This window comes from bacterium (assembly GCA_019637795.1).
Lineage (GTDB): Bacteria > Desulfobacterota > Binatia > HRBIN30 > CADEER01 > JAHBUY01.
The window spans coordinates 1,142,951-1,163,275 of the sequence record JAHBUY010000001.1 but is presented as its reverse complement, the minus strand read 5'-3'; the positions used below and the strand labels follow the sequence as shown (position 1 = coordinate 1,163,275).

Here is a 20,325-nt window from a genome sequence, read left to right as displayed (position 1 = left end):
CCTGCTGTTCGACCGACTGCTAGCGCACTCTGCGCTCGTCCACGGCGTAGCCGTCGCAGAGCGCGGCGACCGCGTCGGCGAGGGCGTCGAAGACGGCGCGCGTCACCAGGCCGCAGTCGATCAGGTCGGCGTCCGCCCAGGTGCTCGCCAGCAGGAAGCGGCGCGGATCGCTGACGGCGCTGAAGCGCAGGTACTGCAGCTCGTAGAGGTAGCGGACGAGCAGACGCCAGCGGCGCGGCGGGGGAATCTCGCCGCGCAGGCTGCGGATGTTGTGGCGGACGTACGTCTCGCGCTCGCGCTCGTCGCAGAAGCGCTGGGCGAGGAGGTTGCACTGGAAGTCGGGCATCCGTTCGACCAGCCGCCGCGCCAGCGCCCGGCCGGGCGTCCCGTCCTCGGCGGTCAGCGCGGCGAGGTCGTCGGCGGTGGCGGCGCGCAGCCCCGGCGGGGCGGCGGCGACGGCGGCATCGAGCTGCGCGGCGATCGCCGCCAGCCGCGCCTCGCGCTCGGGTGCTGGCAGCGCCCACGGCACGTAGCCGGCGTCGACGGCGCGGTGCGCCCACTCGTGGACGGCGCGGGCGCCGAGCATGGCGCGGGCGAAGGGCAGGGCGGGGCCGTGGCGGCGGTCGATGCCGGGCTCGTCGAGGTCGTAGGCGAGCACGCCGCGCTCGCGGTGCATGTAGACGTAGCCGCGCTGTTCCGCGTCGCTGGCCGCGGGCAGCGCCTCCGGCGCCGCCAGGGTGGCGAGGATGCGGCGGGTGCGCGCGGCGACGATTGCCAGGTCGGCGGCGATGTCGCGCAGCGCGACGCCGCTGCGGCCGGCGCAGGCGTCGCGCAGGGCATCGAGGCGCGCCGGCGCGTCCGGCGTCCACAGGATGCGCCGCTGCGCGGTCAGCAGGAGCGGCGGCGCATCGTCGGCCAGCCAGTCGAGCAGCGCCGTCGCCGCCCCGGGATCGGGCGCGCGCCAGCGCGCGGTGTAGGCATCGACGGCGCCGCGCGCCGCCGCGCTCCAGGCGCGCACCAGCGCCGGCGGCTCGCCATCGATCGCGGACGGCACCTGGACGCCGCTGCCCGGGATGACGCGGTGCGGGCCGACGAGCGGGCGCAGCGCGGCGTGGCCGAGGCGGCGCAGCCACGGCAGGGCGGCCGCCAGGGCGCGGTAGGCGGCGGCGTCCGGTCGCGACGAGCGCGCCGCGGCGGCGGCGAAGGCGGCGCACTCGGCGTCGTCGCGTTCGAGCCACCAGGGGGCGTGGTGCAGCGCCGCCATGGTGACCTCGCCGAGCGTCATGAGGCGATCGCCGTGCGCGAGCAGGTAGGCGGCGAGCTCGGGATGGGACGTGGCCGGGTCGAGGTCGTCGGCGTAGAGCGTCCAGGCGCTGGTATTGAGCAGCGCGGCGTAGGGATGGACGGCGAGCGGATCGGCGAGCACCGCGACGTGGCGCAGCCGCGGCGCCGGCCATCCCGGGACGCGGCGCGCCAGGCTGGCGCTGCGTTGCCAGTAGCGCGCGAAGGCGGCGTCGAACAGCGCGATGCGCGCCGCGCTCCATCCACGCGCCGCGACGGCGGCGGCGAACGCGCCGCTCAGGCCGTCGGGTCCGAGGTGCTCGATCGGGACGAGCACCAGGCGGGGGTCGCCGAAGTAGTAGTGGTCGAGGACCGTGGCCGTCGTCGCGGACCTGAACGGCCGAGCGCTGACGCCGGATCGCCGTCAGCGTCCGGCCATCAGCTCACGGCAGGAAGCCCAGGTTGAAGTTCGCCGCCGTCCAGTAATGGGGGCCGCTGTAGCCGAGATCGCTGTCGAGCGGCAGCAGCGGCTGCGGGTTGGCGACGCCGAGCCAGTGCTTCATGATCGTGCCGTAGACGTCGCGGAAGTCGGTCGAGCGCTGCGGGTTGGCGTTGGACTGCGAATAGCGGCTGTTGCCGTCGTCGTCGATGCCGTTGCTGGCGTCGTTCGGATCGATGTTGGGGTGATTGCCGTACACGCCGCCGTTGATCGCGTCGGCGCCGCCGATGACGAACATCGGGCCCTGCGAGCCGTGATCGGTGCCGCTGTCGTTCTGGCGGATGCGGCGGCTGAACTCGCTCCACACCAGCACGGTGACCTTGTTGGGCAGATCGGCGAGACCGCTGCCCATCGAGGCGCCGGAGGCCATGTCGGCGAGGTCCTGGTAGAAGAGCTTGACCGCATCCGCCACCTCGGCGTGCAGGCGGTAGTGGCCGCCGTTGGTTTCCGAGGCGCCCTGGCTGGAGTGGGTATCGTAGCCGCCGTTGGCGAGCTCGAAGAAGCGGGCGCTGAGGCTCGACGGCAGCATGCCGCGGGCGACGCCGTAGATCACCTTGGCGATCTCGCGGAAGCCGCGCGCGGTGCTGGTGTTGAGCCCGGGCGGGTTGTCGCCGCTGTATCGCCGGCTCCACGGCCGGCGGTCGGCGAGGTACTGCGCGTGCAGCGCCGGATAGGCGTTGGTGGCGGTCAGCGTCGAGTTGCCGGTGCCGCCGATGTACTGCATGCCGGGGTTGTCGTTGGCCAACGCGGCGGTGCAGAGGGCCGTGAAGGCGGCGTTCTTGGCGCCGTTGTCGCCCGTGTAGGCGTCGTCGTACGGGAAGCCGAAGTCCTGCAGGCGGTCGAAGACCAGCACCGAGGTGGCGGTCTGCTGGTATTCGCCGGCCACCGAGCTGCCGATGTTGACCGCCGGGATGTCGCTGCCGAGATAGCCGGCGGTGGCGAGGTGGCGTCCCATCCAGCCGCTGCCGAGCGCGCTGAGCGGCGTGCCGCGCTGCCAGATGCGGCGCGAGACCTCGTGCGAGAGGTTGTACTCGGGGTAGCCGCAGCCCTGCAGCACGGCGACCATCCCGTCCTCGTACATGTCGCGCAGCGACGCCAGGCCGGGGTGGAAACCGAGCTGGCAGCCGGTGTTGGGATCGAGCATCGCCGGCGCGTTGGCGCCGGGCGTCGGGACCAGGGGATTGAGGATGCGGATGCCGCCGGCGGTGGAGGGGTTGTCGCGGGCGTCCTCGTACAGCGCGCGCAGGCCCTTGGCGCCGCTGCCGATCGTCGAGCCGCCGCTCACCGGGATGACGGTGTTCAGACCGTCGTTGCCGCCGTCGAGGAAGAGGACGATGAAGTAGCGATCGCCGATCGTCGACGCCATCGCCTGTTGCAGCCAGGGGGAGCGGAAGAGGCCGGGGCCGAACAGCGCGCCGGCGGTGGCGAGACCGGTGCGGCGGAGGAACTGACGTCTGGTGATGGCCATGTGGTCTCCTTCGGCCTCGCGCTCACTGGAGCTGGAACGCCGGCGACTGCAGGAGCAGGCCGAACAGCCCGCGCAGCTTGCGGTCGGCGGTGTCCGGATCGCGCAGGTCCACGGCGGCCGCCGGGGCGTTGTTGGTGAGGTAGTTGATCAGCGCCGCCCGCTCGGCGGCGGCCAGATCGACGCCGAGCACGTCGGCGACGGCATCGACGATGGCGCCGGCATCGGTGAGATCGAAGACGCGGGCGTCGAGCACCTTCGCCGGCTGGAACGACCCGGCGCCGCCGTCGCGCGAGGCGATCAGGTCGCGCGCGTAGCCGTAGCGCGCCAACAACGCCGAGCTGCTCATCCACGCCAGCTCCCAGTCCCAGCCGAAGACGCTCGGCGGCTCGAGCAGCACCTGGCCCATGTTGGTGAGATGGTCGCGGATGCTGGCGTAGCTGCCGCCCTGCGTCTCCTGGTAGCGCCCGTGCAGCTTCATGCGCAGCAGGCGGAGGGCGCTGACGGCGTAGTCGACCGGCCACTTCACCGACTTCGGCGTGCCGGCGCTCGCCGGGCCGGCGGACAGGTAGAAATCGTCGTGCACGAAGATCTGCTTCAGCAGGCCGGCGATGCTCCAGTTGCCGGCGAACCCCGAGGCGTCGACGACGTCGGTGACGTACGACAGCGACGGCGAGGGATGGGCGAAGAAGGTGATGAGCTTGTACGCGATGTGGTCGGCCACCGTGTTGCGCAGCCCCGGCCCGTAGCGGTGCTGCAGGATGACGTCGATGACGGTGTCGATCTCCTGCGGCCCCTCGCCGGCGGTGGTGTAGTCGGCGCCGTTGGCGCCGAAGCCGCCGGTCGTCCTGAAGATGCGCTTCGGCCCGCGCTCCGGGTAGGCGCTCTGGTAGTCGTGACGCCCGTTGCGGAATTCGGCGACGCCCTTGTCGTCGTACGTCCAGCCGGTGAAGGCGCGGGCGATCTGGAACACGTCCTCCTGCTCGTAGTTGGGGTTGCCGAGCAGGTCGGTGACGCCGAGCGTGAACAGCTCCTGCAGCTCGCGGCCGTAGTTCTCGTTCGGCTCGTTGCGGCGATTGCGCACCGTGTCGAGGAACTCCATCATCGCCGCGTCCTTGTTGACCGCCTTCACCAGCGCCGCGAAGTCGCCCTTGCAGTTGAGGCGGAACAGCCGGTTCTGGTTGCGCATCAGGTCGAGGTCGCCGACCTTGTCGTAGCTGCACGCGAAGTGGTCGTGCCAGAACAGCACCAGCTTCTCCTGCAACTGGAGCCGCGTCTTGGCCATGTACGCGATCCACTTGTTGTGGACGTCGTCGATGTAGCGGCCGCCGGGGCGGAAGCGCGACGGCTTGAAGCCGAGCAGCGAATCGGCGGCGGCGCCGCGGGTGGCGAAGCGCCCGGACAGCGAGCGCGCCTCCGCCGCGGTGGCGCCGAAGCCAGTGCGCCGCAACAGATGCCGGGCGTGTGCGAGGGTGAGCGGGGAGCTCTCGGCCATGGTGGTGGCTCCTGGTTCAGAAGGTGCCGGGGACCCAGCCGGTCGGCGGCGCCCCGGCCTGGATCCAGCGCGCGATGAGGTCGCGCAGCGAGCCGTTCAGCTTGCCGCGATTGAACGGCATGCGGGCGCCATAGGTGGCATCGGGGAGGTCGCCGGCGAGCTTGCGGACGAGGTAGCTGGCGTCGAGGTTGCCGCTGACCCCGGGGACGACGTCGACGCGCCGCCAGCCGGCGGTGAGGGCGGAGGGGTTCGACGGCGTCTGGTTGACCAGATTGCCGTAGGCGGCGCCGCTTTCGAGCAACAGGTTGCCGGACTGCGCCTGCGAATCGTGGCAGCCGCTGACGGCGCAGCTCTGGTTGAACACCTGGCGCTGGATGCGATCGAAGGTGCCGCCGAACAGGGCCTGCGGGTCGCAGCCGTTCGCCGGCGCCGGATCGCAGGAGAGCTTGAGGGTGTCCTTGTCCTCGCGGATGCCGTTCGGGCCCCCGGTCGAGAGGGCGCGGAGTTGCAGCTTCTTCTTCCGCCGCCCGCACGAGTTGTTGCTGCCCAGCGGTCCCTTGATCGGGACGCGGATGATGCCGATCGTCGTGCAGGTATCGGGACTCGTCACCGGGAAGGTGAAGTCGGCGTTGGCGCGGTTCTGCAGGCTCTGGAAGTCGGGATCGAATTGCGGATCGCCGTTGTCCTGGGCGTGCGCGACGATGACGCTGCCGAGGCCGCTCAGGGTGCAGCTCGGGTCGAGGGTGCTGTTGGCGCAGAGGGCGATGCGCAGGCTGCAGACGCCGTTGACGGCGCCGTCGTCGTCGCAGCTCGCATCGCCGTCGACGCAGCGCACCTGCTTGGGGCCGCCGAGCGGATAGTTGGCGTCGACCGACAACGCCAGCAGGCAGTCGGTCGACGGCGAGCCGCCACCGCCGATGACCAGCGCGGATGCCGGCGCGGCGAGGGCGAGAGCCAGCGCCAGACAGCCGCCGAGCAGACCTTTCATGCGTTCCTCCCCCGACTCCGGGTTGGCTCCGTCAGCCCACGCTGCCCGCGTGCCCCTCTCCCGGACGGCGCGGAGGATATGCCGCGCGCGAGCGGAGCGTCAATGAAAAGATCGGTCCGCCGCCCGGCGCGCACGCCGGGCGGCGCGCCGCGGTCCCCCATCGCTCGTGCCGCCTCCCCCGTCATCACCGCTGCCCTCGCCTGAGCAAGCGGCGATCCGCGCGGGGGCGGGTCGCTCGGCCGTGGGCGGCGCCCCTGCAGGTGGCGTCGCGGCGACGGCCTGGCGACGGCGCGCGCGCGGCGGTGACGTCTGCCGGCGCCGCGCCGCATGGCGTCCGCGGCGGCAGCCCGCACGGGTCCGTCATGTACGGCGCGCCGGGGGCGCGCTACAACGGCGCATGACCTACGAGCACATCCTGCTGGCGCGCGACGGCGCCGTCGCCACCATCACCATGAATCGCCCGGCGAAGCGCAACGCCCTCTCCGAGGCGCACATGGACGAGCTGATCGCGGCCCTGCGCGCCCTCGGCGGCGACGGCACGACGCGCGCCGTGATCCTCGCCGCCAACGGGCCCGCCTTCTGCGCCGGCCACGACCTGCGCGAGCTGGTCGGGCGCGACCTCGCCGCCTATCGGGGGGTGTTCGATCGCTGCGTCGAGTTGATGACCGCGGTGCAGTCGATCCCGCAGCCGGTGATCGCACAGGTGCACGGCCTGGCGACGGCGGCCGGCTGCCAACTGGTCGCGACCTGCGATCTGGCGCTGGCCGGCGAGGCGGCGACGTTCGCCACCCCCGGCGTGAACATCGGCCTCTTCTGCACCACGCCGATGGTGGCGCTGACCCGCGCCATCGGCCGCAAGCGCGCCATGGAAATGCTGCTCACCGGCGCCGCCATCGACGCCCAGCGCGCCGCCGACTGGGGCCTGGTGAATCGCGTCGTCGCCGACGCCCGGCTGGCCGAGGAGACGCGCGCGCTCGCCGCGCGCATCGCGTCCGCCAGCCGCCTCACCGTCGCCATCGGCAAGCAGGCGTTCTACGCCCAGGTCGATCTCGACCAGCCCAAGGCATACGCCTACGCCAAGGAGGTGATGAGCATGAACGCGCTCGCCGCCGACGCCCAGGAGGGGATGTGCGCCTTCGTCGAGAAGCGCAAAGCGAGCTGGAGCGACCGCTAGCCCTCGTTGCCCCGCGAGCTCCGTCGTCGGCCGCGCCGTCACCCATGACGGATGTCGGGCGGTGAATCACCCGTGCCCGGCCTTCCCATGGCGATTCAGGATTGCCGCGATCTGCATGGCCCACGGCGTGCGCGAGCTGCTGACGGCCGACCGCGATTTCTCCCTGTTTCCCGAGCTGACGACACGCAACCCGTTGGTGTCCGAGTAGCGCCCAGGGCGACCGCCACGCGGGAATTTCGTTGCCGGCCGCGCAGCGATCGTGGCACAAGGCCGGGTGGGTCGACCATGCGTGATCCGCGTGTTTCGCGGATCGCCCAACCAAGGAGCTGAACGATGTCGAACCACTTCACCGGCCTCAGCCTCGGGCCGCCGATGGGCGACCAGCGACTCGACCTTTGCGACCTGTACGTCTTCCAGTCGCCGGCGGACGCGAAGCGAACCGCCATCATCCTCAACGCGAATCCCAACGCGGACGCGCTGCATCCCGATGCGATCTATCGGGTCAACATCGATACCGACGGGGACTGTCTGACGGACATCGCGTTCAGCTACGTATTCAGCCCGCCACGGGGCGGGCGCCAGACCGTCGATGTCTTCCACGCCACCGGCGCGGACGCGCGGTCGCCCGAGCCAGTCGGGAAGAAGATCATCGCCGGTGCCGAGGTCTCGTTCGGACCGACCGCCAACGTCATCACCGCCGGCCCGTACACGTTTTTCGCCGGCGCGCGCAGTGACGCGTTCTTCTTCGATTTCGACGGGATCAAGAATCTCTTCGACACCAGCGGCGGGCGCAACTTCACCGCCCCGCACCTCGGTGGGAAGTCGCCGTGGACGGGCATCGATTCGAATGCGGCGGCGAACGTGTTCTCGACCGCAATCGAGCTGCCGACCGCCGAGCTCGGCGCGCGCGAGATTCGCGTCTGGGGCCGGTGCAGCCTCCGCCGCGACGGGGCGCTGCGCCACGTCGACCGCGCCGGGCATCCATCGGTGAGCAGCTTCTTCAACACCGACGACACGAAGGAGGAGTACAACGCGAGCGAGCCGGTGAACGATCGCCGGCGGTGGACGGACATGTTCGTCCATCTCATGGGGCACACCGGCGGCTACACGCGCGAGGAGGCGATCGCCGCGATCGACGCCGACCGGCTGCTGCCGGACATGCTGCCGTTCGATGTGTCGAAGCCGGCGAAGTATCCGAACGGCCGCTCGTTGACCGACGACGTGATCGATCACCGTCTGCATTTCCTCTCGAAGGGCGACATTCCACCCGACGGTCTGAAGCCGCATACCGACGTGCTCCGGACGTTCCCGTATCTCGGGCCGCCGCATCCCCCGGCACGGCCGCACGGCGAATGAAGCTCGGGCTCTTCGGGAGCGACGTCGGCGCGCGCGCAACCGGCGGCCGCGCTGCCGCTCGCCTGGCGGTGTCCTGCATCGCCGCCCTGTCGCTGAGGCCGGTCCTCGTCCTGCGCATCCGCCCAACGTTCATCTTCGGCCGCGCCGACGGGGAATCCGCCGCCGCGCCCGCTCGGGCCACCAGCGCCTGACGGCGTGGAGGGCGCCACTCCGTCGGCGCCCGGTTGCACAGGCGCTTGTCGCGACGAGTGCCGACGGAGCGGCGCCCAACGCCTGCGTCGATCGCCGTCGGATTTGACGCAGCGCACGACCGCCGGTAGGCGATGCGGGTGCGCGTCTCACGGCTCCGGCTCCTCCCAGTGCTCGCTCTCGCCGGCTTCGCGGTCGCCTGCGCCAGCAAGCCGGCGCCGCCGCCGCCGGCGCCGCACGCGGCCGGTGCCGTCGTCGTCCCCGCCGGCATCCAGGCGGTGGTCGATGCCCCCGATCGCAGCGCCGCCGACCGCGCCCTCGACGGCGGGCGTCATCCGGCCGAGACGCTGGCGTTCTTCGGCATCGGCCCCGGCATGCGGGTCGCCGAGATCGGCGCCGGCGGCGGCTACACCAGCGAGCTGCTGGCGCGCACCGTCGGCCCCACCGGCGTCGTCTACGCGCAGAACTCGCCGTTCGTCCTCAAGCGCTTCGCCGAGCAGCCGTTGAGCGCGCGCCTGGCGACGCCGCCGATGAAGAACGTGGTGCGCGTCGACAGCGAATGGGACGATCCGCTGCCGCCGCAGGCGCGCAACCTCGATGCCGTGCTGATCGTGCTCTTCTACCACGACACCGTCTGGCAGGGTGCCGACCGCGCCAAGATGAACCGCGCGATCTTCGACGCCCTGCGTCCGGGCGGCGTGTACGGCATCATCGACCACAGCGCCCGGCCCGGCACCGGCACGGCCGACGTGCAGACGATGCACCGCATCGACGAGCCCGTGGTCGTGCAGGAGGTCACCGCCGCCGGCTTCCAGTTCGTCGCCGACGCCGCCTTTCTGCGCAACCCCGCCGACCCGCGCGACTGGAACGACTCGCCGACCGCGGCCGCCGAGCGTCGCGGCACCAGCGACCGCTTCGTGCTCAAGTTCGTCAAGCCGGCGACCACCTTGGCGCGTTGAGCGCGCGGCCGGCGATGGGCGCATCCCCGCCCTCCACCGCGTGACGCGCTCCGCGGCTCGCCGCGCGGCCCGACGCCGCCGCCTTCGCCGAGTGGGCACCGCCCATGCCGGTGAGGTCGACTGGCGCTGGGTGCTGCGTACCGCCGCCGCTTCTCCTTGCCAGTGGCGCGGGGAGGGCGCTATGCGCCCTCCGCAGCACAGGTCGCCAACGTCTGAAACCGGCGGTTGTGTGAAATCGCCAGTTCATGCGGACGGCGCGCGATCAGGGAGGGGAATATGCGGGACGACGGTGTTCGGCGAACCGGTCACGAGGGTCGGGGGCTCTACCGGCTGGCGGTGTTCGGCGTCTGCCTGGCGCGGTTCCTCGCTGCCGGTCGCGCGCCCGCGGCGGTGACGACGATCACCGTGGACAGCACCGCGCAGGAAGTGCCCTTTGTCACCAACGGCAACTGCACGCTCGGCGAGGCCATGCGGGCTGCCACGACGGACGCCGCGATCGACAATTGCACCAACGCGAGCTTCGGCAGCGGTGGGCCGTTCGTCATCGAGCTGGCGGCCGCGGCCACCTATACGCTGACGCAGCCGGAGAACTGGTGGTACGGTCCCACGGGACTGCCGGAAGTCACCGCCGCCATCACCATCAACGGCCACGGCTCGACCATCGCCCGCTCGAGCGCGATGGGAACGCCGCCATTCCGCCTGTTCACCGTCATCGGCCCCCCGACGGATCCGACCAGGACGCCGGCGGGGACGTTGACTCTCAACGAGCTCACGCTCGGCAACGGTCTGGCGCGCGGCGGCGACGGCGGCGGAACGGAGTCGGCCGGCGGCGGCGGCGGAGCCGGTCTCGGTGGTGCGATCCTCAATCAGGGCACGCTCACGCTGACGCGCGTGACGCTGCGCGACAATGTCGCACAGGGAGGAACCGGCGGGGTCGCGGATCCATTGAGCGTGAGCCTCGACGTCAGCGGTGGCGGCGGCGGTGGCCTGGGGGGGAATGGCGCCAGTATCGGCGGCGGTGGAGGCGGGTTCAAAGGCGCAGGGGGCCTGACGACGGGCGGCGGTTTTCTCGCCGGCGAGGGCGGCGGCGCGCCGACGGGTGGCAGCAGCACCGGAGGCGGCAATGGCGGAAATGGCAGCAACGGATCGATGGACGGCGGCGGGGGTGGTGGCGGCGGCGGGTTCGTGTCCAACGGCAGCAACGGCAGCGTGGAATTCGGAGGTGCGCCGGGTGCCGGAGGCGGCGCTGGCGGGTTCGGTCCCTTTGGCGGCGGTGGTGATGGTGGTGGCGGCGGCGGGTTCGGCGGCGGCGGCGGCCCCGGTGGTGGACCCGGCGGCGCCGGTGGTGGCGGCGGCGTGGGTGGCGGCGGCGGCGGGTTCGGCGGCGGTAGCGGTGGGGTCTGCGGCGGCGCCGGCGGGTTCGGCGGCGGCGGCGGCGCCAATGGCGCCGGCGGCGCGTGTGGCGTCGGCGGCTTCGGCGGTGGCGGCGGTGGCGGCTCCGCCGCCGGCAACGCCAGCAGCGCCGGCGGCTTCGGTGGCGGCGCCGGCGGCGGCGATGCCTTCAGCCTGGGCGGCGGCGGCGGCGGTGCCGGCCTGGGCGGCGCGCTGTTCAATCAGCGCGGCACCGCGACGCTGATCAATTGCACGCTCTCGGGCAACCTCGCGTCCGGCGGCGCCGGCGGCGCGGCCACGGTGGGCACCAGCGGCCACGGCGGCAGCGGCTTCGGCGGCGGCATCTTCAACCTCAACGGAACCATCGTGCTGCGCAACAGCACCGCGGCGAGCAACGGCGTGACCGCCGGCGCCGCCGGCAGCGCGACCGGCGTTGCCGTCGCCGGCACGGCCGGGAGCGCCGGCGGGGGTGGGCTGTACAACCTGGGCGACCACAGCCCCGCCGCCGGCAGCGGCGGCAGCGAGACCGCCACCGCGCTGATCTACAACAGCATCCTGGCGGACACTCCCGCGGCGCAGACGGACTGCGAGAATGCGACCCGTGCCGGCGGCAGCGTCGCCATGAGCGGTGGGCGCAGCCTGATCGAGACCAAGGGCAGTTGCGCGTTCAGCAGCGGCACGTTCGTGCAGGCCGATCCCAAGCTGGCGGCGCTGGCGCTCAACGCGCCCGGCACCACGGCGACGCACGCCCTGTTGGCGGGAAGTCCCGCCATCGACACGGCAAACCCGGGAGCGACCGACGGCGTGCCCCCGCGCTGCGAGCCCGCCGATCAACGCGGGGTGTCGCGGCCCTTGGACGGCGACGACAACGGCACCGCGATCTGCGACATCGGCGCCTACGAGCTCGGCAAGGCCGACGGCGAGAACTGCACGGCGGGCAATCAGTGCGACTCGGTCCACTGCGTCGACGGCGTCTGCTGCAACACGGCGTGCGAATGCGGCACGTGCGACATCGGCATCAGCCTCGGATACTGCGTGGCCGACTCCGCCGGCTCCCCGGGGAGCCCGAGCTGCGCCCCGTACCTCTGCGACGGCAGCAGCACGGAGTGCCCGACGAGCTGCGACGACAACGGCGATTGCTCCGGCAACGCCTTCTGCGACGCCAACCAGGTCTGCGTCGAGCCACTCGGCGGCCCCTGCACGGACCCTTCCATGTGTGCCAGCGGCTTCTGCAGCGGCGGCGTCTGCTGCGATTCGGCGTGCACGGGTCCGGGCCTGGTCTGCACCCTGCCCGGCAGCGTCGGCACCTGCCGACGCCTGGCGGCGCCGGCACCGCTGCTCACCCCCACCGGCCTGTTGCTGGTGGTCCTGACGCTCATCGCGATCGGCGCGCTCGCGCTGCCCGGCGCGCGCCGACCGCAGGCGGCCATTAGGCGGGGTCGGCGGCGCCGCTGATCGCCATCACCCGCAAGGCGCCGCCCATCTGAGGGGCGCCGCTCCATCGGCGCCTGTTGAATCGGGGACCATCGCTCGATTCGGCGGCGGCGATGGAGCAGCGCCCTCCACGCGGTCCTCGTGCCGCGCCGTGGCAACGCGCGTGCAACATGTTGGCGAAGCCTCGTGCGCAGACCTCACTTCGCGCTGGCGCCGCTCAACCTGGTTGGAAGACCCCAGGTAGCCCGATGAGTTCCTTGCTCAGCCCAGTGAGTGACCAACCCAGCGACCGTCGCTGCGCTCCGATTGCCTACGGATCGATGAACCCCTTCACTGGAGGACGCTGACCGACGCCGCTACGCCCCTCGACCGGCTGATTGCCCGGCCCCCCTCCGCCTTGTGAATACGATCCGAAACGGCTGATCGCGATGACCGAAACCCGCACAGCCAGCGCCGACGCGTCCGATGCGACTTGCGCTTCCTTGACATATTGATGCCTCGTCGATATGTCATGATGCCATGCGAACGACGGTCCGTCTCGATGCGGGTCTGCTCGCGGACGCCAAGAAGCTCGCCGCGGAGAGCGGACAGACGCTCACTCGGGTGATCGAGGATGCGCTACGGATGAAGCTCGCGCGGCAGACGGAGCGGCGGAAGGGCCCGCCGCTCCGTCTGCCGACGACCAAGGGTCGCGGGCTTCTCCCCGGGGTCGATCTCGACGACTCGGCGGCGCTGCTCGAGCGGATGGAGGAGCGCTCTTGATCCTGATGGACGTGAACGTGCTCGTGTACGCCCAGAGAGAAGATGCCCCGAACCATCGCGCCTACCGGGAGTGGCTCGAGCGCGTGCTCGCAGGCGATGACGCCTTCGCGGTGTCGGAACTGGTCCTGAGCGGGGTCGTGCGCGTGCTGACGCACCCGCGCGTCTTCGACCCCCCGACTCCGCTCGACCGGGCACTGTTGTTCGTCGACACGGTGCGCCAACGCGAACAGTGCGTTGCCGTCGCCCCGGGGGCGCGACACTGGGAGATCTTTCAGCGTCTCTGCCGCGAGGCGGAGGTGAAGGGCAACCTCGTACCGGACGCGTATCTGGCGGCGCTGGCCATCGAGTCGGGAAGCGAATGGATCACCACGGACCGGGATTTCAGCCGCTTTCCCGGCCTGCGCTGGCGTCACCCCCTCGGATCCTGAGCACGGGGACGTTGGGGCGCAACGGGCGAATTGCCGCAGTCCTGGTGCACCGTCGTCGAGATAGGCTCAAGCATCTTGCCGGCCCTCGACGTCCCTCGCAGCGTCACGCCTCCTTGGAATATTCCCGATATTCCTGCGTCGGCGTTCCTCGCGAGGACCGCCGATGACCGGCGACCTGCTCAACTCTATCTCGACGACGGTGCACGAGTGCCGGCAAGTCGCGGCGCGCGCCGAGGGTGCGAGTCCGTATGAGCTGGCGATTGCAAACATCGAGGCCAAAGCTGCTAGCCGGTCGTTCACCCGAGGGGCACGCGCGCCCGGCCAGCTCGATGATCGGCCACGCTGCGGCGGTAGCAGAGGACATCGGCGGGTAGAAGATTACTCCCAGTCACGGCGTCTTGGCCTTGAACTGGGTGCTCCGAGTGAACCCTCACGCGCACTCCCCGTTTGCCTCGCTCCTACGTTTCCGGGCGGCCTCGCCGAGTGAACGCCAGCGCGCCGATTGCGGCGAGCACCAGCGCCGCGGCCACCAATCCGGTATTCGAGGTCGTCGGGGCAGGGGCGGCAAGGGCCGTGCAGATCCCCTCCTGTCCCGGGATATTGCATGCCTGCAGCGGCGCGTCGCACGCGGTGTCGCAGCACACCAGGTCGACGCAGAACCCCGACGCGCACAGCCCCGCGTCGGTGCAGGAACCGCCGTTGGGGATAGGGGTGCTCGTCGGGGTGCTCGTGGGCGTTGCGCTCGGCGTCGCGGATGGCGTTGCGCTGGACGTACAGGTCGGCGTCACGCTGGGTGTGTCACTCGGCGTGTGCGTCGGCGTGCTCGTCGGAGTCGTGGTGGGCGTCGAGCTCGGCGTGACGGTCGGGGTGTCGGTGGGCCCGAGGCAGGTGCCATTGCAGAAGCCCGGTGCGGTGGACAGTTCGTTGCAGGCATTGGTCATGGTTGGACAGTTGTCCGCCCCCCCATCACCGCAGTTCGCCAGGTCGGGGCAGCACTTGACCATGGTGCCGCTGAAGGCGCCGCAGGCGGTGGCACAGAGATCGCAGCTCCCGATCTGGACGGGTCCACAACTATCCTGATTCACGGCGCTTCGACAGATACAGCACACCGCGCGCGCGGTCGGGACCGACGAGAGCACTGCCACCGCGAGCAGGGCGGCGACCGCGACGACGCTGCGGACCGCGCGGCGCGCGTCGGCGCGGCAATGGCTCCGATCGACCTCTCGCCCAGCTCTCCCACTTCCCATCTGCTCCACCCCGCTTCCGGCGCAGCCACGCTGGCTCCGCCTGGGCCAGCACCGCGCAGATGGGCGCCCGTCTATCGCGCACTGCGTCATGGCGCAAGCTGCTCGCGACGACGCCTCACCTCCCTTGCGGGTGGGCGCCGGCAGGGCATGCCAGCACCTCGTCGAGGTTGCCGCGGGCCGTGCGATGGTTCGGATCGACGCGCACCGCCTCGCCCAGTTGCCGGATGCCCGCGTCGCGCTCGCCCATCTCCACCAGGGCCACGCCGAGGGCGTTGCGCGCGTCGGCGTTGTCGAGGTCGAGGCGCAGCGCCGGTCGAACATGCTCGCTGCGCGCCACGCTCTGTGAAGCGGCCCACGAACGGCGAGTATTGCGTCTCGGAAATCGCCTGTCGCCGATCGCGCACCGGCGCACGAGTGGTGCGGGCGGCAGGCGATCAGCGACAGGCGAGGCGTCGAACTCAGCCGGCCGAGCGGCGCCGCGCGAAACCGATCGTGGCGACGGCGACGAGCAGCAGGCCGGCGATCAGCAGTCCGGTCGGCGAGGCGGCCGGTGCTGGTGCGGCGAGCGACGAGCAGACGCCCTCGTTGCCGGGCAGGTTGCAGGCCTGCGCGGGTTGATCGCAGGCGGTGTCGCAGCAGACGTCGTCGACACAGTTGCCGGAGATGCAGTCGTTCGGATCGTCGCACATCGCGCCATCGCCGCGGCGCGTGCCGATCGGCGAGGCGGTCGCCGTCGCGGTCTGGGTCGCCGTCGCGGTCTGGGTCGCCGTCGGTGTCGAGATCGGCGTGCCGCTGGGGCAGCCGTACATGGTGCAGGCCACGCCGGGATAGAAAGGCGCGTCGCAATCGACCGCAGTGGTCTCATCGCACAACGGTCCGGCGGCCTGGGCGGAGCCAGGCTCAGCGCCCGCGGCGCCGGCGTGCGGCGAAGAAAGGTCGCAGCACCCGAGAGGCAGACAGCCGCAGCCGCCGTTGACCAAGGCGCACGCCTCCCCGCTCGGGCAGTCGCCTTCGGCGCAGGCGCTGACGTCGGTGATGTCGCCGCACGGCGTCACGCCGAGAGCGACGCCGGGTTGCGACACGACGGCGGAGAGCGCCGCGCCGCCCATCGCGAGAACCATCAGGACCGTCCGGACCGCTTGTCGGTCGACCGCCATGCGCCTCCCTCCTCCGGCCGCGAATTATGGGCTTTGCCCGGTCGAGGCAAGCGGTCTTTCCGGCCCTCGCGCGCCGTGCCCGCTGTTCGTCGTGGTGATCGGCACTCTACCGAGACGGGAAGAGCCCGGCGCTGCCCTTGCCGAACCCGCACGCCATCGCCTGCATCCTCGCCCACCCCGGGCTGCCGCGGGAGCCGCCACCGCCGCTGGCACGGTCCCGGCGTCACGTGTCGCCGCCGCGCGCCCTGGCGCGGCGCCGCAAGCGGCCGCGACGGCGCACTGGTCGACGACTCGTCGGCGATCGGCGCTACGGCACGCGGGTGCGCAGGCGGTCGATCGCGTGCACCGGCGCGGCGTCGCCGGCCATCAGCGACGTGATGGCGCCGTAGACGAGCTGCTGCTGCTGCACCATCGACTTGCCGGCGAACACCGGCGAGACCACCTCGAGCTCGAAGTGGCCGGGGCTGTTGGCGGTCGCGGTCACCTGCGCGTCGGGGATCGCCGCCAGGACGGCGTCGCGCAGCGCGGCGCACAGGTCATCGGTCGAATTCAGGATCGGCAACGGCATCGCTCCCCCCGGTCGGTCCCGGCGCACTGGCGCGCGATTCAGTAGCGCGGCACGGCCGGATCGACGTCCTGCGACCAGGCGTCGATGCCGCCGACCATGTTGTGGACGTTGGTGAAGCCGCGGCTGCGGAAGTGCTCGGCGGCGGCCTGGCTGCGGCCGCCGTGGTGGCAGTGCAACACCAGCATGGTGTCCTTCGGCAGGCGCTCGATCTCCGCCGCCGTCGCCTGATCGAGCAGGCGGGTGCCGTCGATGGTCGCGATCGCGCGCTCCTCCGGCGTCCGCACGTCGAGGAAGTGGAAGCTCGCGCCGCTGTCGCGCAGGCGCTTCACCTCGGCGGGGCTGATCTGGTGCACCTCGCCGGGGGCGTTGGGATTGTCGATGCGGAACGCCGCTCCGGTGGCCGACTCGACGAGATCGATGGTGATGCCGTTGGCGCGCTCGGCGGTGGAGACGTCCATGCACACCGTCAGGCCGTTCGCTTCGGCGACCACGTCGTGCGCCTCGCGCGGCGCCAGGCCCATCGACGAATTGAAGCGGGCGTCGATCGACAGCTTCAGGTCCTTGCCCGGCGAGCGGTCGAGATATTCGCGGATGCGCGCCGCCGCCGCGTCGGTGATGGTGATCGTCGGCACGACCCGCTCCGGCGCCGGCCGCCCCAGCTTCTCGTGCAGCTCGCCGGTGGCGAACAGCTCGTTGACGATGTCGCAGCCGCCCAGGAACTCGCCCTTGAGGTAGATCTGCGGGATGGTCGGCCAGGAGGAGAATTCCTTGATGCCCTCGCGGATGTCCGGGTCCGACAGGACGTCGATGGTGGCGTAGTCGTCGACCAGGCTGTCGAGGATCTGCACCACCCGACCCGAGAAGCCGCACTGCGGCATCGCCCGGCTGCCCTTCATGAAGACGACGAGATCGTTCTCCCGGATCGCCGTTTCGATGCGCGCGCGCGTCTGTTGATCGAGCATGGGTCACCTCCGCGTAGTCGGGAAGAGGAACCGATCCCCTGGGAAAAGGCAACGGGGGGCGGTAACGGATCTCCGTCGGCCCCTGGTGGCCGAGCGTGGTGCTCCGTGCCCGAGCTGCCCGACGTCGCGGTCTACATCGAGACCATCGCCCCCCGCGTGGTGGGCCAGCCGCTGGAGGCGATCCGGCTGGCGAGCCCCTTCGTGCTGCGCTCGGTCGATCCCCCCGTCGGCGCGCTCGTCGGCCGCCGCGTGAGCGGGCTGCGACGGCTCGGCAAGCGCATCGTCTTCGCGCTCGAGGGCGACCTGTTCATCGTCGTCCATCTGATGATCGCCGGCCGCTTCCGCTGGGAGACGCCCGGGGCGAAGCCGCCGCCGCGGCTCGGTCTGGCGGCCTTCGATTTCCCCGCCGGCACGCTGCTGCTCACCGAGGCGAGCAAGAAGAAGCGGGCCGCCATCCACTTGGTGCGGGGCGTCGCGGCGCTGGCGGCGCACGATCCCGGCGGCCTCGAGGTGCTGCGCGCCAGCCCGGTCGACTTCGCCGCCGCGCTGCGGCGCGAGAACCACACCCTCAAGCGCGCCCTCACCGATCCGCGCCTGTTCAGCGGCATCGGCAACGCCTACTCCGACGAGATCCTGCACGCGGCGCGGCTGTCGCCGGCGCAGCTCAGCGGCCGGCTGACCGACGCCGAGGTGGCGCGCCTGCACGCCGCCACCCAGGCGGTGCTGGAGCGGTGGATCGCGACCCTGCGGCGGGAGTTCGCCGGCCGCGTTCCCGGCGCCGGGGAGGTGACGGCCTTCCGCCCCGGCTTCGCGGTGCACGGTCGCTACGGCCAGCCGTGTCCCGACTGCGGCACGCCGGTGCAGCGCATCGCCTACGCCGACAACGAGACCAACTACTGCCCGACCTGCCAGACCGGGGGCCGCCTGCTCGCCGACCGCTCGCTGTCGCGGCTGCTCAAGGCGGACTGGCCGAAGACCCTCGAGGAGCTGGAGGCGTTCATCGACGACCGCCGCCGCTGACCCGCGGCAGCGCACCGGACCGCCGCCGGCCCGTGTTGACCCTGTCGTCGCATTGGGTTGGATTACGACGGTCATGTCCGACGCCGACGCGGCGCGCGATCTCGCGCAGGAGCTGTCCCAACACGGCCTGCGGGCGACGCGCCAGCGCATCGCCCTGCTGCGCATCCTGCGGGCGGTGCCCGGACATCCGACGGCGATCGACCTCTACCGCCTGGTGCGCCGCGAGCAGCGCCGACTGAGCAAGAAGACGGTGTACGAGATCCTCGCCTCGTTCGTGCGCGAGGGGCTGGCGGCCTGCGTCACCGACGGCGGCGAGCCGTACCGCTACGAAGCGCGCACGACGCCGCACTATCACGCGCGCTGCCGCATCTGCGGCCACCTCTTCGACCTGGCGGCCGCCGCCGACGGTCCGATTCGCGGCCTCGCCGCCGTGCCGGAAGGCTTCCGGGTCGAGGCGATCACCGTCACCCTGCGCGGCATCTGCCTGCGCTGCCGCGACGAGATCTGAGACTCCCGGCGGGCCGGCGCGGCCCCCGCGGTCCCTCGTCGAGGTGGGCCGGCTGCCCCGCTCCGCGCCGCCGTGGCGCGCATCCCGTTGACAGCCGGCACGCGCGCGGACTATCTGCAGACAACACTGAGTGTTGGAAAGGAGGTGGCGATGCGCCACACCGCGATAATGATGGCGATCGGTCTGGCCGCGAGCGCGGCCCACGCGGCGCCGGCCGACCTGCACGGCGCGATGCCGATGGCAGCGCAGGAGAAGCGGCTCGACGCGCTCGGGCTGAGCGACGGCGCGCATCCGCCGGCGCGCATCGACCCGACGGTCTGGCAGTCGATCGTGCCGGCCGACAACACGGTCACGCCGGAGCGCGTCGCCCTCGGGCGCAAGCTCTACTTCGACGCCCGCCTGTCGGCCGACGGCACGGTGTCGTGCGCCACCTGCCACGACGTCAGCCGCGGCTTCACCGACCAGCGCCCGGTGTCCGAGGGCATCCGCGACCAGCTCGGCCGGCGCAACGCGCCGACGACGATGAACGCGCTGCTGATGCAGACGATGTTCCTCGACGGCCGGGCGCCGACGCTCGAAGCGCAGGCCAAGCTGCCGATCGTCAACCCGATCGAGATGGGTCAGCCCGACGGCGTCGCCGCCGCCAACGCCATCGCCGGCGACGCGGACTACCAGAAGATGTTCCAGGCGGCGTACGGCCGGGATCCCAACTACGAGGACATCGGCAACGCCATCGCCGCCTTCGAGCGGACGCTGGTCTTCCTCGACGCGCCGTTCGACGCCTACGTCGCCGGCAACGCCACCGCCATCTCGCCGGCGGCGCAGGCGGGATTCGCGCTCTTCAACGGCAAGGCGCGCTGCGTCACCTGCCACGCCCTCAATCCGTCGAATCCGATCGGCAGCGACAACCGCTTCCACAACATCGGCGTCGCCGCCCGCCACCGCGACTTCGAGAAGCTGGCCGCCCAGGCGCTGGTCACGCTGGAGCAGAACGGCGGCGCCGATGCCGTCGACCAGCTCGCGCTCACCACCGATCTCTCCGAGCTCGGCCGCTTCCTGGTCAGCAAGCAGCGCTCCGACATCGGCGCCTTCAAGACGCCGCAGTTGCGCAACGTCGCCCTCACCGCGCCCTACATGCACGACGGCTCGATGCAGACCCTGTGGGACGTGATGGACCACTACAACAAGGGCGGCGAGGCCAACACCTATCTCGACGGCGGCATCGAGCCGCTGGCGCTCTCGGAGACCGAGATCGACCAGCTCGTCGCCTTCATGTTCACGCTCACCGACCGCCGCTTCCAGGCCGAGGGCCAGGCGGCGTTCGCCGCCCAGCAGAAGCGCGCGCGCACGACCCGTCCGTTCCGCGACAACGCGCTGGCGCAGCGCAAGGTGCTGCCCTTCGCCGACCGGGTCATGGGCGACGCGGGGAAGGAGAACTGAT

General features: G+C 71.6%; 19 protein-coding genes. 11 read left to right on the top strand and 8 right to left on the bottom strand.

Annotated elements, in window-relative coordinates; all coding sequences use genetic code 11:
- Positions 1-19: 19 nt before the first annotated feature.
- The 4 genes from KF840_04940 to KF840_04925 form a co-directional block, all read right to left on the bottom strand.
- Positions 20-1,618, bottom strand: coding sequence for a hypothetical protein (locus KF840_04940; protein ID MBX3024240.1), 1,599 nt, complete (start codon positions 1,616-1,618; stop codon positions 20-22).
- A gap of 106 nt (positions 1,619-1,724) precedes the next feature.
- The gene (locus KF840_04935; protein ID MBX3024239.1) at positions 1,725-3,248 is read right to left on the bottom strand and encodes a DUF1501 domain-containing protein; all 1,524 of its coding nucleotides are present in this window, start codon (positions 3,246-3,248) and stop codon (positions 1,725-1,727) included.
- 22 nt (positions 3,249-3,270) lie between these two features.
- Positions 3,271-4,740, bottom strand: coding sequence for a DUF1800 domain-containing protein (locus KF840_04930; GenBank protein MBX3024238.1), 1,470 nt, complete (start codon positions 4,738-4,740; stop codon positions 3,271-3,273).
- A 16-nt stretch (positions 4,741-4,756) separates the two neighbouring features.
- Positions 4,757-5,728, bottom strand: coding sequence for a hypothetical protein (locus tag KF840_04925; GenBank protein MBX3024237.1), 972 nt, complete (start codon positions 5,726-5,728; stop codon positions 4,757-4,759).
- Positions 5,729-6,125: 397 nt separating this feature from the next.
- Here KF840_04925 and KF840_04920 point away from each other — a divergent pair, with 397 nt between their 5' ends.
- The 8 genes from KF840_04920 to KF840_04885 all read left to right on the top strand — a co-directional run bounded on the left by KF840_04920 (position 6,126) and on the right by KF840_04885 (position 14,502).
- The gene (locus KF840_04920; protein ID MBX3024236.1) at positions 6,126-6,902 is read left to right on the top strand and encodes an enoyl-CoA hydratase; all 777 of its coding nucleotides are present in this window, start codon (positions 6,126-6,128) and stop codon (positions 6,900-6,902) included.
- Positions 6,903-7,235: 333 nt separating this feature from the next.
- Positions 7,236-8,258 (top strand): DUF4331 family protein, encoded by a 1,023-nt coding sequence (locus KF840_04915; GenBank protein MBX3024235.1) that lies wholly within the window; start codon positions 7,236-7,238, stop codon positions 8,256-8,258.
- Positions 8,255-8,449: a hypothetical protein gene (locus tag KF840_04910; GenBank protein ID MBX3024234.1), complete on the top strand. Its 195-nt coding sequence runs from the start codon at positions 8,255-8,257 to the stop codon at positions 8,447-8,449. Before KF840_04915 ends, KF840_04910 begins: the two co-directional genes overlap by 4 nt.
- 267 nt (positions 8,450-8,716) lie before the next feature.
- Positions 8,717-9,406 (top strand): class I SAM-dependent methyltransferase, encoded by a 690-nt coding sequence (locus KF840_04905; GenBank protein MBX3024233.1) that lies wholly within the window; start codon positions 8,717-8,719, stop codon positions 9,404-9,406.
- 276 nt (positions 9,407-9,682) lie between these two features.
- Entirely contained in the window at positions 9,683-12,253 is a 2,571-nt protein-coding gene (locus tag KF840_04900; protein ID MBX3024232.1) for a hypothetical protein, read from the top strand.
- A 498-nt stretch (positions 12,254-12,751) separates the two neighbouring features.
- Positions 12,752-12,994: a DUF2191 domain-containing protein gene (locus KF840_04895; GenBank protein ID MBX3024231.1), complete on the top strand. Its 243-nt coding sequence runs from the start codon at positions 12,752-12,754 to the stop codon at positions 12,992-12,994.
- A complete protein-coding gene (locus KF840_04890) occupies positions 12,991-13,422 on the top strand; it encodes a type II toxin-antitoxin system VapC family toxin (protein ID MBX3024230.1) in 432 nt (143 codons plus the stop codon). Before KF840_04895 ends, KF840_04890 begins: the two co-directional genes overlap by 4 nt.
- 483 nt (positions 13,423-13,905) lie before the next feature.
- The gene (locus KF840_04885) at positions 13,906-14,502 is read left to right on the top strand and encodes a hypothetical protein (GenBank protein ID MBX3024229.1); all 597 of its coding nucleotides are present in this window, start codon (positions 13,906-13,908) and stop codon (positions 14,500-14,502) included.
- 282 nt (positions 14,503-14,784) lie between these two features.
- Here the strand turns inward: KF840_04885 and KF840_04880 are convergent, their stop codons facing one another.
- From KF840_04880 to grxD, 4 genes are all read right to left on the bottom strand, one after another.
- Complete coding sequence (locus KF840_04880) at positions 14,785-15,006, bottom strand: hypothetical protein (GenBank protein ID MBX3024228.1); 222 nt, start codon at positions 15,004-15,006, stop codon at positions 14,785-14,787.
- Positions 15,007-15,127: 121 nt separating this feature from the next.
- The gene (locus KF840_04875) at positions 15,128-15,826 is read right to left on the bottom strand and encodes a hypothetical protein (GenBank protein ID MBX3024227.1); all 699 of its coding nucleotides are present in this window, start codon (positions 15,824-15,826) and stop codon (positions 15,128-15,130) included.
- A 307-nt stretch (positions 15,827-16,133) separates the two neighbouring features.
- Positions 16,134-16,394 carry a BolA family transcriptional regulator gene (locus KF840_04870; protein MBX3024226.1) on the bottom strand — a complete coding sequence of 87 codons (261 nt, stop codon included), beginning with the start codon at positions 16,392-16,394 and terminating at the stop codon, positions 16,134-16,136.
- A 38-nt stretch (positions 16,395-16,432) separates the two neighbouring features.
- Positions 16,433-17,356: a Grx4 family monothiol glutaredoxin gene (gene grxD, locus KF840_04865; protein ID MBX3024225.1), complete on the bottom strand. Its 924-nt coding sequence runs from the start codon at positions 17,354-17,356 to the stop codon at positions 16,433-16,435.
- 105 nt (positions 17,357-17,461) lie between these two features.
- On the opposite strand from grxD, the gene KF840_04860 reads away from it, so the two are divergent.
- From KF840_04860 to KF840_04850, 3 genes are all read left to right on the top strand, one after another.
- Positions 17,462-18,376, top strand: a complete 915-nt coding sequence (locus tag KF840_04860; protein MBX3024224.1) for an Fpg/Nei family DNA glycosylase — start codon at positions 17,462-17,464, stop codon at positions 18,374-18,376.
- 73 nt (positions 18,377-18,449) lie between these two features.
- Complete coding sequence (locus KF840_04855; protein MBX3024223.1) at positions 18,450-18,884, top strand: transcriptional repressor; 435 nt, start codon at positions 18,450-18,452, stop codon at positions 18,882-18,884.
- 237 nt (positions 18,885-19,121) lie between these two features.
- The gene (locus KF840_04850; GenBank protein ID MBX3024222.1) at positions 19,122-20,324 is read left to right on the top strand and encodes a cytochrome-c peroxidase; all 1,203 of its coding nucleotides are present in this window, start codon (positions 19,122-19,124) and stop codon (positions 20,322-20,324) included.
- Position 20,325 lies beyond the last annotated feature (1 nt).